Origin of the sequence: Gilliamella sp. B3022 (assembly GCF_028751545.1) — a bacterium.
GTDB lineage: Bacteria > Pseudomonadota > Gammaproteobacteria > Enterobacterales > Orbaceae > Gilliamella.
In genome coordinates, this window is the sequence record NZ_CP071867.1 from 781,735 (window position 1) to 798,241 (window position 16,507).

The 16,507-nt window shown below is 34.8% G+C and carries 14 protein-coding genes; 10 read left to right on the top strand and 4 right to left on the bottom strand.

All coding sequences use genetic code 11. The features are described 5' to 3' along the window. The first annotated feature begins 22 nt into the window (after positions 1 to 22). The 4 genes from recJ to J4T76_RS03440 all read left to right on the top strand — a co-directional run bounded on the left by recJ (position 23) and on the right by J4T76_RS03440 (position 5,299). The gene (recJ, locus tag J4T76_RS03425; protein WP_267356123.1) at positions 23 to 1,759 is read left to right on the top strand and encodes a single-stranded-DNA-specific exonuclease RecJ; all 1,737 of its coding nucleotides are present in this window, start codon (positions 23 to 25) and stop codon (positions 1,757 to 1,759) included. A 124-nt stretch (positions 1,760 to 1,883) separates the two neighbouring features. After that, entirely contained in the window at positions 1,884 to 3,278 is a 1,395-nt protein-coding gene (gene mpl / locus J4T76_RS03430; protein WP_267341637.1) for a UDP-N-acetylmuramate:L-alanyl-gamma-D-glutamyl-meso-diaminopimelate ligase, read from the top strand. A 70-nt stretch (positions 3,279 to 3,348) separates the two neighbouring features. Next, a complete protein-coding gene (locus J4T76_RS03435; RefSeq protein ID WP_267341636.1) occupies positions 3,349 to 4,827 on the top strand; it encodes an NAD(P)H-hydrate dehydratase in 1,479 nt (492 codons plus the stop codon). 112 nt (positions 4,828 to 4,939) lie between these two features. Next, positions 4,940 to 5,299 (top strand): helix-turn-helix domain-containing protein, encoded by a 360-nt coding sequence (locus J4T76_RS03440; RefSeq protein WP_267341635.1) that lies wholly within the window; start codon positions 4,940 to 4,942, stop codon positions 5,297 to 5,299. A gap of 95 nt (positions 5,300 to 5,394) precedes the next feature. Here J4T76_RS03440 and J4T76_RS03445 read toward each other — a convergent pair whose 3' ends face one another. Together J4T76_RS03445 and J4T76_RS03450 are read right to left on the bottom strand one after the other, a co-directional pair. Continuing rightward, entirely contained in the window at positions 5,395 to 6,762 is a 1,368-nt protein-coding gene (locus J4T76_RS03445) for an L-serine ammonia-lyase (protein WP_267341634.1), read from the bottom strand. A gap of 198 nt (positions 6,763 to 6,960) precedes the next feature. Then, positions 6,961 to 8,262: a serine/threonine transporter gene (locus J4T76_RS03450; RefSeq protein ID WP_267356125.1), complete on the bottom strand. Its 1,302-nt coding sequence runs from the start codon at positions 8,260 to 8,262 to the stop codon at positions 6,961 to 6,963. A gap of 422 nt (positions 8,263 to 8,684) precedes the next feature. Here J4T76_RS03450 and proS point away from each other — a divergent pair, with 422 nt between their 5' ends. The 3 genes from proS to J4T76_RS03465 all read left to right on the top strand — a co-directional run bounded on the left by proS (position 8,685) and on the right by J4T76_RS03465 (position 12,596). Then, complete coding sequence (gene proS, locus J4T76_RS03455; protein ID WP_267346105.1) at positions 8,685 to 10,406, top strand: proline--tRNA ligase; 1,722 nt, start codon at positions 8,685 to 8,687, stop codon at positions 10,404 to 10,406. 139 nt (positions 10,407 to 10,545) lie between these two features. After that, on the top strand, positions 10,546 to 11,013 hold the full coding sequence (locus J4T76_RS03460) for a dual specificity protein phosphatase family protein (protein WP_267341630.1): 468 nt from the start codon (positions 10,546 to 10,548) through the stop codon (positions 11,011 to 11,013). Positions 11,014 to 11,141: 128 nt separating this feature from the next. After that, the gene (locus tag J4T76_RS03465) at positions 11,142 to 12,596 is read left to right on the top strand and encodes a beta-barrel assembly-enhancing protease (protein ID WP_267341629.1); all 1,455 of its coding nucleotides are present in this window, start codon (positions 11,142 to 11,144) and stop codon (positions 12,594 to 12,596) included. A 78-nt stretch (positions 12,597 to 12,674) separates the two neighbouring features. Here the strand turns inward: J4T76_RS03465 and J4T76_RS03470 are convergent, their stop codons facing one another. Next, on the bottom strand, positions 12,675 to 13,337 hold the full coding sequence (locus tag J4T76_RS03470) for a histidine phosphatase family protein (RefSeq protein ID WP_267341628.1): 663 nt from the start codon (positions 13,335 to 13,337) through the stop codon (positions 12,675 to 12,677). A gap of 20 nt (positions 13,338 to 13,357) precedes the next feature. After that, positions 13,358 to 14,347, bottom strand: a complete 990-nt coding sequence (gene rluC, locus J4T76_RS03475) for a 23S rRNA pseudouridine(955/2504/2580) synthase RluC (protein WP_267341627.1) — start codon at positions 14,345 to 14,347, stop codon at positions 13,358 to 13,360. A gap of 148 nt (positions 14,348 to 14,495) precedes the next feature. Here rluC and dsbB point away from each other — a divergent pair, with 148 nt between their 5' ends. The 3 genes from dsbB (at position 14,496) to J4T76_RS03490 (ending at position 16,444) form a co-directional block, all read left to right on the top strand. Continuing rightward, positions 14,496 to 15,038: a disulfide bond formation protein DsbB gene (gene dsbB, locus J4T76_RS03480; protein ID WP_267341625.1), complete on the top strand. Its 543-nt coding sequence runs from the start codon at positions 14,496 to 14,498 to the stop codon at positions 15,036 to 15,038. Between the two features lie 67 nt (positions 15,039 to 15,105). Continuing rightward, positions 15,106 to 15,762, top strand: coding sequence for a bifunctional tRNA pseudouridine(32) synthase/23S rRNA pseudouridine(746) synthase RluA (rluA, locus tag J4T76_RS03485; RefSeq protein WP_267341624.1), 657 nt, complete (start codon positions 15,106 to 15,108; stop codon positions 15,760 to 15,762). An 85-nt stretch (positions 15,763 to 15,847) separates the two neighbouring features. Next, complete coding sequence (locus J4T76_RS03490) at positions 15,848 to 16,444, top strand: XTP/dITP diphosphatase (protein WP_267341623.1); 597 nt, start codon at positions 15,848 to 15,850, stop codon at positions 16,442 to 16,444. Positions 16,445 to 16,507: the final 63 nt, after the last annotated feature.

A 16,507-nucleotide genomic window follows, 5' to 3' on the forward strand; every position in this document is an offset into this window, starting at 1 on the left:
TTTTGACGCTAACATCTATAATATGAATAAAAATAGAATATTACATCGAAAATTACCTGATTCTTTTCCCGAGTTATCACAAGATATTCCGCAATTATTGCAACGAATATACGCATTACGTGGCATTAAATCCATGCATGAACTTGATTATACAACGCGTAATTTATGCAATTATGATAAATTAACTGGCACACAAAATGCTGTTGAAATCCTTTATTCAGCAATGAAAGAGAACAAACGCATTGTTGTTGTAGGTGATTTCGATACCGATGGGGCAACAAGTACGGCATTAACCGTAACAGCACTGAAAAAAATGGGCTGTCAATTTGTTAATTATATCATTCCAGATCGCTTTGAAGATGGTTATGGATTGAGTGTAAGCGTCGTAAAAAAAGCCATTTCACAACGTGCGGATTTGATAATCACTGTTGATAATGGTATTGCTGCCATTGAAGCTGTTGAGTTTGCAAAGCAAGCTAACTTAATGGTCATTATTACTGATCATCATTTATGTCCAGAACAGTTACCCAGGGCTGATGCCATAATCAATCCTAATTTACCTAATTGTTCTTTTCCATCTAAACATTTAGCTGGAGTCGGGGTAGCATTTTATTTTATGCTCGCATTAAGGGCCAAGTTACGTAAGGAAGATTGGTATACAAAAAATAACTTAATACCATACAATGTTGCCAATTTATTAGATTTAGTAGCTTTAGGTACCATTGCCGATGTAGTAAAACTGGATCACAACAATCGAATTTTGGTCCATCAAGGCATAAGACGAATTCGATCTGGCTATTGTTGTGAAGGAATAAAAGCTTTATTGTATATTGCAAGAAAAGAGCCATCTTCTTTCACTGCAACAGATCTCGCTTTTTATATTGCACCAAGATTAAATGCAGCAGGAAGAATGGATAATATGTCTTTAAGTGTTGAATTATTACTTTGTGATGATTTTGATACGGCTATAGAACAAGCCAAAAATCTTGATATGCTCAATAATGATCGCAAATTGATTGAGCAAACTATGCATAAAGAAGCATTATCATTTATTCAACAAATTGAAAAACAAGCAACAGCCATTCCAGACATACTGATTGTTTACCACTCTCAATGGCACCAAGGTATTATTGGTATTTTATCGGCTCGATTAAAAGATAAGTATTATCGACCTGTTATCTCATTTGCCTCAACTACAGATGGTTATTTAAAAGGATCTGGAAGATCAATAGCAGGAATACATTTACGTGATTTATTAGATGAATTTGATCAGCAATACCCGAATTTAATTGTGAATTTTGGTGGTCATGCAGTGGCGGTAGGTTTAACCATTCGTGAAGAGGATTTTGAACAATTTAAAACTTGCTTCGAAGAGCTAGTCAATACTAAATTCATTAAGACACCATTAGAACCAATCATTGAAACAGATGGCGAAATAGAGGGTAAAGATTTTAATTATGTCATAGCAAAACATTTAAAAGAAGCCGGTCCTTGGGGAGAAGGTTTTTCTGAACCCATTTTTGATGGGGAATTTATTATTCATCAACAGCGCTTGTTTGCAGAAAAACATCTTAGATTAGTTTTGGAACCCCAAAAGGGAGGACCACTTGTTGAAGGCATATTGTTTAATGCTAACTTGCAACAATGGCCAGATCAATCATTAAAAAATGTCAAAATCGTTTATCATTTAATGGTAGATGAATTTCGTGGTAATCAAATGGCAAAACTATTGATTAGATATTTATGGCCTATCGCATAAGCCATAAAAATCGACTATAATTACGCAGACATTTCGGAATTACATCCAATTGCCAATCAAAACAACAGTGATAACTAAACAAATATTATTATCAATACATTTTTATTAAAGTTAAGGACTAAAAATGCATATTCATATTCTAGGAATTTGTGGCACATTTATGACAGGAATTGCATTAATAGCCCGTTCGCAAGGTCATAACGTAACGGGTTCAGACAAGAATGTTTACCCGCCGATGAGTACACTTTTGCAAAAAGAGCATATCGATATTATTGAAGGGTATGATCCTTCTCAATTGACCCCTACTCCCGATCTGGTAATAATCGGTAATGCGCTATCAAGAGGTAACCCTTGCGTTGAATATGTTCTTGATAATAATATTCCCTATATTTCAGCCCCTCAATGGTTACATGATAATGTCTTACGCGATCGTTGGGTGATTGCTGTTGCAGGTACCCATGGTAAAACAACGACTGCTGGAATGGTCAATTGGATATTAGAAAAACAAGGTTATCAGCAAGGTTTTGTTATTGGTGGTGTTCCGGGTAATTTTGATGTATCGGCACGATTAGGCGAAGGTAATTTTTTTGTAATTGAAGCTGACGAATACGATTGTTCATTTTTCGACAAGCGATCAAAATTTATGCATTATTGCCCTAAAACCTTAATCATGAACAATTTAGAATTTGATCATGCTGATATTTTTGATGATCTTGGTGCAATCCAAAAGCAATTTCATCATTTAGTCCGTTTAGTACCAAGTAAAGGACTTATCATCACGCCACAAGATGATGTAAATTTAAAACAAGTATTAGCTAAAGGTTGCTGGAGTGAACAAAGCTTTACGGAATCTGAAACAGGTTGGCTAGCACAACGTATTAATAGTGATGCCAGCCACTTCGCGGTTTATTATAATAGCGAAAAAGTGGGCGAAGTTAAATATTCTTTAGTGGGTGAATATAATATGCATAATGCGCTGATGGCTATTGCTGCCGCTCATAATGTGGGCATTCAACCTACGGATGCTTGTGCAGCATTAAGTACGTTTATCAATGCGAAAAGACGATTAGAACTTTATGGTGAAGTTAATAATATTGAAATATATGACGATTTTGCCCATCATCCGACTGCAATTTTGGCAACTCTTGAAGCTTTGCGTAGCAAAATTGGAGCTAATCGCCGAATTTTAGCCGTTCTTGAACCTCGCTCAAATACAATGAAACTTGGTGTATCAAAAGATGAGTTGGCACCATCACTGGGTCGTGCTGATGAAGTTTTTATATTCCAACCGGAACAATTACCATGGTTAGTAGCAGATGTTGTTGATGGTTGTATTCAACCTGCATACTGGTCTGGCGATATCGATTTGCTTGTTGAAATGATAACGAAATCCGCTAAACCTTCTGATGCTATTTTAATTATGAGTAATGGCGGTTTTAGCGGAATACATGATAAAATTTTAGAAAGCCTAAAAAAAAAACAGCTAAAAGATCAATTGGATGAACAATCATTACTCTAATGATGGGTGAATTTACCTGTATGATTTTGCCACTTAATGTGGCATCTCATTTACAGTAAGAGGCAGTATCATGCAATACTTAGTTACCTCGTCTGAAATGAAGCATTATGATGCTTATATCTCAAATAAAATTGGTTTACCCTCCTTGGTACTCATGGAACGTGCTGCCCTAGCCGTGGTGAATCAACTTAATAAAAATAACTATAATTTAAATAAAGTGGCTGTAGTATGTGGATATGGTAAGAATGGTGGTGATGGTATTGCTATTGCTCGCTTACTCAAATTACAAAACATTGATGTTAATGTTTATTTAATTGGCAAACCAGAAAAGGCTTCAAATGAAACGTTACAGCAAATCAAAATAGCACAACATTATAATATTACCTTTGTAACTTCACTCAAAGGGTCCTTAACTAAATATACAACGATTGTTGATGCTATTTTTGGTATAGGGCTTAATCGTATCGTTACAGGTGATTTTTTTCATACAATTAAATTGATTAATCAGAGTAACGCTGAAGTTCTTGCTGTTGATATTCCTTCAGGACTTTGCAGCAATACGGGTAACATTCTTGGTATTGCTGTCAAAGCGAAACAAACGGTAACATTTGCCTATTCAAAAATTGGTTTATCACTTTATCCAGGAGCTGAATTAGCCGGCGAAATCACTATTGCAGATATTGGTCTCTATGCAGATACGCCAGCAACTCATTATACTTATCAATCTAGTGAGTTGAGCCAGTTATTACCACGTAGATCGAATCATAGTCATAAGGGTAGCTATGGTAACGTATTGATTATTGCCGGATCAGAAAATATGTCCGGAGCAGCCTTCTTTTCAGCTAAAGCCGCTTATAAAACTGGTGCTGGGTTAGTACGTATTTACACACCAATATGTAATCGTGATATTTTATTAACACAACTACCTGAAGTATTATTTACACCTTATATTCCCAATCAAATTGATACAACAAAACTTGAAGAATTAATAAATTGGGCCTCAGTCATCGTTATTGGGCCGGGAATGGGAGTATCTAAAGATACTTATACAATATTAATGCACGTATTACAATACGCTACGATTCCCATTATTATAGATGCTGATGGACTTAATACCTTAGGTGGGAATTTGAAATTATTAAAACAAGCGCACTCAACCATCATTGTCACTCCACATTTAGGGGAAATGTCCAGATTAATCAATCTACCAATTGAAAAAATTAAAAACAATCTCATCATGACTGCAAAAAAATTTGCACAAGACTATAACGTAATCTGCGTTCTTAAAGATGCAAAAACCATTGTCACAATCCCTCAAAACGCCACTTATATTAACCAAACCGGTAATAATGGTATGGCAACGGGCGGGACAGGTGATGTTTTAACCGGAATTATGGCAGGACTTATAGCACAACATTTACCACCTATAAAAGCGGCCCCAGTAAGCGTTTACTTACATGGATTGGCGGGTGATGAGGCGTTAAAAAGACGAAATAAATACAGTTTATTAGCCAGTGATGTCATCGACAGTCTAAATGATATATTATAAATTTAGCTCAACATATAACCTGTAGTTTTAGTTTTAGTTTTAGTTTTAGTTTTAGTTTTAGTTTTAGTTTTAGTTTTAGTTTTAGTTTTAGTTTACTCAGTAAGGATATTTCATGAATGAAATTACCGATATGATTAAATTGTTATGTCGCCGAATAAAAATAACTAGAATCGAAAAAAATTTATCACAACAAGAACTTGCAGATAAATCTCAAATTGGTATAGCAACGATAAAACGTATTGAGCAAGGCGAATCAATCACATTACAAACATTAATTTCAGTTCTTAAAGGATTAGGTGAACTCGATCAACTCAATAATCTACTCGCCTACAACGAAGTCATTCACAAAACTTATGCAGACCAACCAAAACGAAAAAGAAAACAACGAACAACCAGAAAAGAAACAGTTGAAATACTAATTGAAAATGATTTTTTACGCTCTAAAGTGAATACCATGCGCTGGAAATACTAAAAAGATACTCTAAAAAACAAAATGCTAAAAATAAGTATATAGGGTAATTTTTATCTTCGCCAATGATAAAACAGACGAAGATAAATAATGAGATCTTAATTACAATGTACCGTAATTGCCAATCCTCCTCGCGATGTTTCTCGATATTTAGCATTCATATCTTTACCGGTTTCATACATTGTTTTAATCACCTTATCTAAAGAGACTTTTGCTGCCGTTATTCTTCTCAACGCCATTCTTGTGGCATTAATAGCTTTAACCGCTGCAATAGCATTACGCTCAATACATGGCACTTGCACCTGCCCAGCGACAGGATCGCACGTTAAACCTAAATTATGTTCCATCGCAATTTCAGCCGCCATACAGACTTGTTGAGGATTACCCCCTAAAAGTTCGGCTAATCCCGCAGCAGCCATTGAACAAGCCACGCCCACTTCACCTTGGCAACCCACTTCGGCACCAGAAATAGAAGCATTCATTTGATAAAGTTGTCCAATTGCACCACAGGTTAAAAAGAATCGAATACAAATATCAGGCGTGACTGGATTAATAAATTTATTATAATAACCCAAAACAGCAGGAATAATACCGCAAGCACCATTAGTTGGAGCCGTAACCACACGCCCACCAGCTGCATTTTCTTCACTAACTGCAAATGCAAACATATTCACCCAATCAATGATCACCATAGGATCGCCGATGATCTGATCATTCATTGTTGATAGCTGCCGATAAAGAGAGAAAGCTCGGCGTGGTACCTTAAGTGGCCCAGGTAATAAACCTTCTGTGTTCATGCCACGTTTGATACATTCTAAAATAGTTTGCCCTACGCGTGAAAAATAATCTTCAATTTCTTCATACGAATGAAGTTGCAGCTCATTTTTCATTATAATACTTGAAATTGATAAAGAATTATCTTCACAATATTTTAATAATTGTGAGGCAGAAGAAAACCGATAAGGCAGTTTTACTGTTTCTGGTTTTTGCTGTGCAAACTGTTCTTCTTCTACAATTTTACCACCACCTACTGAATAGTAGGTTTTCTCAAACAGCAGAGTTTCACCATTGTAGGCACTCAATTTCATACCATTTTCATGGAGTGGCAAAAATTTTGAATGAAACACCATACAACTCGCAAGAGAAAAATCGATTTCGTAACGCTTATTATAAATCGGTAAGCGATGCGTTTGACTGATTCTTTCAATGAATGATGGAATACTATCAATATTAACCCTATCAGGTTTTTCGCCGGCAAGCCCCATAATAATTGCAATATCGGTTTGATGACCTTTACCTGTTAGTGATAAAGATCCATAAACATCAGCAACAATTTTGGTAACTGATGACATCATGTCATTATTTATCAGTTGATCTACAAATGCCTTTCCTGCTCTCATAGGGCCAACAGTATGTGAGCTTGAAGGACCAATACCTATTTTAAATATTTCAAATACCGAACTCATATTTTTCCCTTTTTGATACAAACGCAACTCAATGGCGCGAGTCTAAATCTTTAAAAATTTACTATTGTAACAAAACGGCCAATAAGCTAATTCACTATTAACACTATTTTACCTATAGATCCTGCATACTATTGGCTAATACCCATGGATTTTATTCATTAAAAAATCAAATCATTCATAATAAATAATGGGTTAATCTTAAATTAAATTATAAATAGCGGCTGAAATCGCAATGAATCCCATGATCACAATAAATCCATTACTCAGTTTGCCACGATATTTTGCTAATGTGGGCAATTTATGAATGGCATACATAGGCATTATGAACAATAGGACAGCCAAAATTGGACCACCTAGTGATTCAATTAAACCTAAAATACTCGGATTTAGTGTTGCAACGCCCCATGCTGTTAAAAACATAAATGACACAACAAGTTTTTCAAGTTTGTTTTCAGATATTGTTTTGTTACGACAACGTAAAGCTTTATTCACTATACCATTAAACCCTTCTTTAGCTCCCAAATAGTGTCCCAAAAACGATTTAGCCATAGCAATAAAGGCAATTGGTGGACCAATATACTCAATCACCGGCGAATTAAAGCGATTAGCTAGATAAGATAATATTGAAATATTTTGCGCTTTTGCTTCTAAAAGTTCTGTAGGTGATAAACAAAGTGCACAACTAAATACAAAAAACATCACAGTTACAACCATCATAATATTACTGACTGCAATAATTTTAGTGCATTTTGGTTCAGCATAAGTTTTCCCATATTCTTTACGTTTCGCAACAGCTAAAGAAGAAATAATCGGCGAATGATTAAATGCAAAAACCATAACAGGAATGACCAACCAAAGTGTCATTAAAGTACCATGACCACTATAATCATTATTACTAAAAGAAATATTATGAAAAATTTCACCATTCCATTCAGGAATTAAAAATAATGCTAAAATCATTAATACCGCAATGAAAGGAAACACCAAAATGGACATAACATTTACAATAAACCCTTCACCAAAATGAACAATCGACATTAAAAAAGCGACCAAAATAAAAGATAACAAAACTCTTGGTAGTGAAGCCAAACCAAGTTGGTGCACCATAAAACTGTCGACGGTATTAGTAATGCCAACACTGTATACTAATAAAATGGGGTAAATAGCAAAAAAATAAAGTACTGTTATCCAGTTACCTGCAGTGCGGCCAAAAGCTTCTTCAACGACAACAGTAATATCCCCTTCTCGGTTTTTACCTGACAATACAAATCGACACAAAGCTCGATGAGCAAAAAATGTCATAGGAAAAGCAAGAACTAACATCACTAATAAAGGAATTAAACCTCCAACACCCGCATTAATTGGTAAAAACAAAACTCCTGCACCAATCGCAGTACCATAAAGGCTTAGCATCCATAGAGTATCGCTTTTACGCCATTTAGATAATGCCGCATCCTCTTTAGAAATTGTTATCCCCTCATTAATGGTTAATTGGTCCATATTAAACTACTCCTTATGTTTAAAAATTTTGCGCATATGATATCAACTTAATATCCTTATCAACGTGATCTTTGTCACATAAACATAATAAGTTAAATATAATCAATATCATATATTTTAAAAATATATCTATTTTGATACTTAGTGTTGCCAAAAAAATTAAAGCATCAATTTTAATACAAAATATTTATAAAATTACCAACAATTTTCAATTGGCCAAAAAATTATAATGCAATTTAAATTAGAATTAGATTTGGCATTGATCGCAAGTCGCTTGTGTTATTTGAAAGGCTATTAAGGTTTTTATTATCTATTTCACATCAAAAATAACGATAAAATTACTTTAGTGTTGCGCTGGGTACTGCTAAACTAGCAAGCATTTTTAGTATATTTATAAGTAAATTATTTTTCGGGATAAATTCATGCGAACCAGTAAATATCTTCTTTCTACGTTAAAAGAAACGCCAGCTGATGCTGAAGTAATTAGTCATCAATTAATGTTACGTGCCGGTATGATTCGAAAAGTTGCGGCAGGTTTATATACTTGGTTGCCAACTGGTTATCGTGTACTTAAAAAAGTTGAAAACATTGTCCGAGAGGAAATGAATAAAGCTGGTGCAATTGAAGTACTAATGCCTGTTGTCCAACCTGCTGATATTTGGCAAGAAAGTGGACGTTGGGAACAATATGGCCCAGAGCTATTACGTATTAAAGACCGAGGTCATCGCGACTTTGTATTAGGACCAACACATGAGGAAGTGATTACCGACTTACTACGCAATGAAGTTAGTTCCTATAAGCAACTACCATTGAATGTTTATCAAATTCAAACCAAATTCCGTGATGAAGTTCGCCCACGTTTTGGTGTAATGCGTTCACGTGAGTTTATTATGAAAGATGCTTATTCATTCCATACGTCACAAGCATCATTACAAGAAACTTATGATGACATGTACAAAGCTTATAGTGCAGTATTTACTCGCGCAGGCTTAAACTTTAGAGCAGTACGTGCCGATACCGGATCAATTGGAGGTAATTGGTCACACGAATTCCAAGTCTTAGCTGATAGTGGTGAAGATGATATTGTTTTTTCAACTGAATCAGATTATGCAGCCAATATCGAAATGGCCCAAGCATTAGCACCGACTCAAAACCGTGCAGCGCCAACAAAAGTAATGGAAATTGTGGATACTCCAAATGCTAAAACCATTGATGAATTAGTTCAACAGTTCAATTTACCAATTGAAAAAACGGTTAAAACATTAATGGTAAAAGCAACTAAAGAAAGTGGTCATCAATTAGTCGCATTATTAGTGCGTGGTGATCATACTTTAAATGAAATCAAAGCTGAAAAAATTGACATTGTTGCTTCACCATTAGAATTTGCAACTGATGAAGAAATTCGCGCTATTGTTAATGCTGGTCCTGGATCATTAGGTCCAATTAACCTAAATATGCCAATTATTATTGACCGGGATGTCGCAGTAATGAGTGATTTTAGTGCTGGAGCGAATATTGATCATAAACATTACTTTAATATTAATTGGGAACGAGATGTTGCTCTTCCACGCATTGAAGATATTCGTAATGTGGTTGAAGGTGATATGAGTCCTGATGGTAAAGGCACATTACAAATTAAACGCGGCATTGAAGTTGGGCACATTTTCCAACTTGGAACTAAGTATTCAGAAGCCATGAAAGCTACGGTTCAAGGCGAGGATGGACAAAACCATGTTATGATTATGGGGTGTTACGGCATTGGTGTCAGTCGCATTGTGGCCGCAGCAATTGAACAATGCCATGATGAACGTGGTATTGTATGGCCAGAAGCCATCGCTCCATTTAGTGTTGTCATTATTCCTATGAACATGCATAAATCTGAAAAAGTACAAGCAACAGCTGAAAGACTTTATGCGGATTTACAAGCTACAGGTATTGAAGTGTTGCTTGATGATCGTAAAGAGCGACCAGGTGTGATGTTTGCCGATGCTGAGTTAATAGGAATTCCACATACCATTGTTATTGGTGAACGAAATCTTGAAAATGGCGAAGTGGAATATAAACACCGCTGTGGAGGGGATAAAGAAATGGTAAAAATTGAAAGCATCATTGAATTTATCCAAAACCGTCGTCAATTGGTATAAAATTAATAGATAAATTGCACATATTTATGCTGTCACAACACAACAATTAAGTCCTTGTTATTGCTTTATCAACGTAAAAATAACAAATTTATTCATGTTGTGTTGTGTCTTTTTCAGGATATTTGACTGCCAATTTAATATGAAACCTAGCAATAATTTACCCAATAATTTTTATAAAATCTCGAACGATCTTTCACGATCAGAACAGCCTACTCGAAAACAGATACAATATCTTAGTAAGTTAGGTTTTAAAACCATTATCAACTTGCGTTTATTGCATAGTAATCGAGATAAGTTAGAAAATACTGTTCTTTCCGAAGTTTGGATCAAGGTACGGGCTGGCAATATTACCGACGAAAAAATGATTGAGATACTCAGAGCTTTTAAACAATCACCCAAACCAGTCTTAATTCATTGTTGGCATGGTAGCGATCGTACTGGTGTTGCTGTGGCTATGTATCGTATAGTCTTCCAAAATTGGTCAAAATCTCAAGCCATTGATGAATTAATGAACCCAGAATTTGGTCATCACTATAATGTTTATCCTAATATTGTTAAATACATCAAAAATGTAGATATCGAAAAAATTCGAGCCGCAGTATTATAATATTTTATTATTTTTTATCCTCAAAACCTGATATATTTATAGATTGATTAATAAATCAAAGTGAAATTGTGTTTTTTTTCATCTAAAATGATAATTGTCAAATATTCATATTCCTATAGGTTGAAATAATGTTAAAAAAAACAGTCGCATTTGTGCTATCTACCTCACTATTATTACAACATGCCCCTTTAGTTTATGCCGATAATATCAATCTTCCTGATATAGGTACGACCGCTGCTTCAACGTTAAGTATAGGACAAGAGATGGAGATGGGCGATTATTCTATGCGGTTATTACGCGCGGATGCCCCTATTATTAACGATCCAGTTTTGAATCAATATATCAATGATTTAGGTAAAAAATTAGTTTCAAAAGCAGAATCAGTACAAACACCTTTTCATTTTTATATTATACGAAGCAATATAATTAATGCATTTGCTATGTTTGGCGGTAATGTGGTTATTCACTCTAAATTAATATTAGATACAAATAATGAAAGCCAATTAGCTTCTGTCATGGCTCACGAAATTGGACATGTTACTCAACGTCATTTAGCGAGATCAATGGAAAACCAGAATCGTAACAGTCCTTATGTTTGGAGTGCTACATTAGGTTCTTTACTATTAGCATTAGCCAATCCAGAAGCTGGGATGATGGCAATGACAAGTACTATTGCTGGTTCAACGCAAAGTATGATTAGTTTTACTCAAAGTAATGAACAAGAAGCCGATCGTGTTGGTTTAAGGACACTTGCTAAAGCAGGGTTTGATCCATATGCTTCATCGGAATTCTTGCAAAAGCTAGCGGATGAAACCCGTTTTAGTAGTAAGCAGCCAGAAATTTTGCTTACTCACCCGCTACCAAATAGTCGTTTAGCCGATATTCGTAATCGTTCAATGCAATATTCCAAAAAAGATGTTGCTCCTTCACTTAATTATTATTTAGCCAAAGCAAGAATAGCAATTTTACTCAATAATAATAGCAATACTGGTAAATTATTACTTGAAGATTACAAAAAAATCAATAATGAACAAAGCAAAATGGCTATGATTTATGGTGCTGCACTAACGGATTATCGAGATGGTAATTATCAAAAAGCAAAACAGCAACTGCAACCATTATTAGATAATGATCCCAATAATCTTTGGTACATAGATTTAATGACAGATATTGATCTAAGTACGAATAACAATAGTGCTGCAATTAATCGATTGCAAGCTGCATTAAAAAAATCTCCAAATAGTTCAGCATTACAACTCAATTTGGCTAATGCTTATGTGCAAAATAAAAATTATCAAAAAGCCGTAAGTATCCTTCATCGATATACTTTTGATCACAATGATGATACCAATGGTTGGGAGTTACTGATTTTGGCTTATGGGGGATTGCATTCAAGAGCTAAAGAAATGAGTGCTCAAGCAGAACTCATTGCACTACAAGGTCAATTTCAACGTTCAATCCAAATATTACAAAATGCTAAAAATCATACGAAAGGCGATCAAATCTTGATGTCAAGGATTGAGGCTAGAATTAAACAGTTACAACAGCTACAACAACGGTATTCACAATACAGTAAAACATAAATGTTATGCCAGTTTATTATCTCTCATTTTATGTTATTAAACACATTATTTGAGAGATAATAAAAAATACATGGCCAATTATTTATCCGTTAAATGATCTATATTGTTATAATATTTAACCGTAAATTTCCCTTCTGACTGGTCATCGGCTTGTTGATAATTAACAACACTTACGCTGGTATTTAACATACGAGGAAAGTATTGTTCATCACGATGTAAACGCCAATCGCCTCCATTTAATACGCAAAGTAATAACCGTAATACCGTTCCATGCGAAACAACCAAAATATTGCCTGTATTTTGTGGCACTTGTTGGATTATTGTATTTAAAGCTTGTTTCATTCGTGTTAGAACATCCAGGTAATTTTCACCTTTATTAACAGATGCATCAAAATTAGCGGGATCGGTTAAATAAGTCATAAATTCTGGCACTTCTTTTTTAAGAGTCGGTACGTGTTTTCCCTCCCAATTACCAAAATCCATTTCTTGCAAATCAGACAGTTCGAAAGTTGGAATATTATGAAGATTTTCGTTAACAATATAATTTCGTGTTTCTATAGCACGTTGTTGAGTACTGGAGTATGCTTGCAAAAAAGGCACATTTTTTAAATGTTTCCCTGTTATTTTCGCACCCAAAATGCCTTGCTCTGTCAAAGGTGAATTTTGCGATCCTTGCATTTGATCTTTAACATTCCACTCTGTTTGCCCATGTCTAATTAAGTATAAATTGAGATCTTTCATTCGTACTCACTACCTTTTTTTTATTTTAACGATTCTGTTTGTTGATATTTATCATTTCTAAGCTGATTTAAACATGCCTGTAACTTATCATCCATAGGCGCATGTAATTGCATTTCTTGTAAAGTTTTAGGATGAATAAATTTCACATTTGCTGCATGTAAAAATAACCGGTTAAGCTTTGTATTTACCAATAGTGCATCAAATTGGTTATCACCATAACGATCATCAAAAGCAATTGGATGGTTAGCATATTGAGTATGAACTCGAATTTGATGAGTACGCCCCGTAACCGGACTGGCTTTAATTAAAGTTGCAAAATCAAATCGCTCTTCAACTTTAAATCGTGTTTCAGAAGGTTTTCCTTCTTTATCAACTCGGACAACTCGTTCACCACTTTTTAATACGTTTTTAAGTAATGGAGCCTGCACTACTTTACATTCCGACGACCAATTTCCTTTAACTAATGCAAGATAATTTTTTTGCATCTGTTTAAGCCTCAGCTGCTCATGTAATGCTTTTAATGCAGAACGTTTTTTAGCGATTAACAACACACCCGATGTTTCACGATCAATTCGATGGACTAATTCTAAAAATTTTGCTTCGGGTCTTAATGCACGTAATCCTTCAATAACACCAAAACTCAAACCACTACCACCATGAACAGCAATACCAGAAGGCTTATTAATTGCTAAAATCACATCATCTTCATAAATAATTGCTTTTTCCAAATCGGCTACTTTATTAAGCTTAGTTGAAATTTCGGGGGTCGATTTTTCGGCAACGCGAATAGGAGGAATACGAATTTCATCACCATGATTTAATTTATATTCGGGTTTTACGCGTTTTTTATTAACTCTCACTTCACCTTTTCTTAGTATGCGATAAATCATACTTTTAGGCACACCTTTTAAATGTGTGATTAAAAAGTTATCAATTCGTTGTGTCGCATTTTCTTCTGAAATTGTAACAAATGAGACTTGCAATTTAGTTTGTGGAACGTTTGAATCCATAAGAAGTGATTAATCCGCCATCAATGTATAAAAGTCGTTTACATTATCCGAAAATAAACTACACTACCATCACTAAAAAATCAGTTAGATTACTTTCGATATAATTAAAGATAGGTAATTATAACGGAATATGGAGGAATAAAATAGTATGTTATCACTACTCAATCATTACTCACATGGCAGAGCTGCTTGGTTTTTATTATTCCTTTCTACCTTTATTTTTGAATTAACGGCTCTCTATTTTCAATATGGGTTAGGACTAGCCCCTTGTACATTATGCATTTATCAACGCTGTGCAATTTTTGGAATTATGCTTGCAAGCATTATTGGATTGATTAAGCCTAATAATTTTATTTTTCGATTAATCGGAATTTTGATTTGGTTGATTAGTGCATATAAAGGATTTACCCTAGCCACATTTCATGCCCATTTACAATTTGAACCCAACCTCAGTGATACATGTTCAATTAACGTTCAATTTCCATCTTGGTTACCTTTAAATCAATGGTTACCAAGTATGTTTAATGCGTATGGCTCATGTGCCGATAAAATTTGGACTTTTTTAACCATCGAAATGTCTCAATGGATGATTATTATTTTCGCCTGTTATTTTCTTGTTGGGCTAGCTGTCTTTATTGCTCAATTTTTCTCGGCAAGAAAACATAATGTCAAGCCAGAGGCACTTTTATAAAACTGGCACTTTTTGTTGAGTTTGCTAAAATGTATGGCAATTTTATTTTGAGAATTGTCATACATAAATGCTTTTGGAATATCATCCCCCCATTGACCCTTGGCTTTCTATCCTACATCAAGATGACCATATTGTCGTTGTTAATAAACAACCTGGTATATTGTCGGTATCAGGCAATAAACCTCAATTTATTGACAGTATTATTCACCGTTTACAACAGAAATACAGTTATGTGGAGTCTGTTCATCGCTTAGATATGGCAACCAGTGGTATTATGGTTGCAGCACTATCAAAATTAGCAGATCGAGACATCAAAAAGCAATTTCGAGAACGGATCCCTAAAAAAACCTATATTGCTGTTGTATATGGGCATCTTGCGCAAGATACGGGAAAAATTGAACTGCCTTTAATTTGTGATTGGCCTAATCGCCCTAGGCAAATGGTCGATTTTGAAAATGGTAAACATGCATTAACTGAATATCAAGTTATTTCACGAAATGCCAATAATACCACCAGAGTTAAATTATTTCCATTTACGGGGCGGTCACATCAATTACGTGTTCATATGCAAGCTATTGGGCATCCAATTTTAGGAGACAAATTTTATGCGCATCCTGAGGCATTTTCGATGTCTCAAAGATTGTTGTTACATGCCCAATTACTGACCATTAATCATCCTAAAACAGGTGAAAGCATGACTTTTACGTGCGAACCTAATTTTTAAAAATGTGCATATATCAACTCCCCACAGTGACACAAAATTCACTAGCGATAATATTTAACAAACAAGTTATATTAAGGAAATTAGAATGCAAAAAATTGTTTTAGCAACAAATAACCAAGGTAAAGTTAATGAACTCCAAAACCTTTTAGCCAATGCAGGGTTTAACATTGTTGCACAAAAAGAGTTCAATGTACCTGATGTGGATGAAACAGGTTTAAGCTTTATTGAAAATGCGATATTAAAAGCAAGACATACCGCTAAATTTACTGGATTGCCAGCAATCGCTGATGATTCCGGATTAGTGGTTAATGCTCTTGACGGTGCTCCAGGGATCTATTCTGCCCGTTATGCAGGTGAACAAGGTAACGATGAAAACAATAATCAAAAATTATTACAGGAATTAAACAATGTACCAAGTGAAAAACGTTCCGCTTATTTTTATTGTGCATTGGCATTTATGCGACATGAAAATGATCCAACACCAATTATTTGCTTAGGAAAGTGGAATGGCATCATTTTGAATGAAACACGAGGTACAGGTGGCTTTGGCTACGATCCATTATTTTATGTACCTGAACTCAATTGCAGTGCAGCAGAGTTAACAAAAGAGCATAAAAGCCAGATTTCTCATCGAGGACAAGCACTTAAACAACTTATTGCTAAGATTAAAACCGAAAATTAAATCAGTTTCATATCAACACGAAATTGCATCTTTACAAACAAACAGTATATACTGAAAAAAACA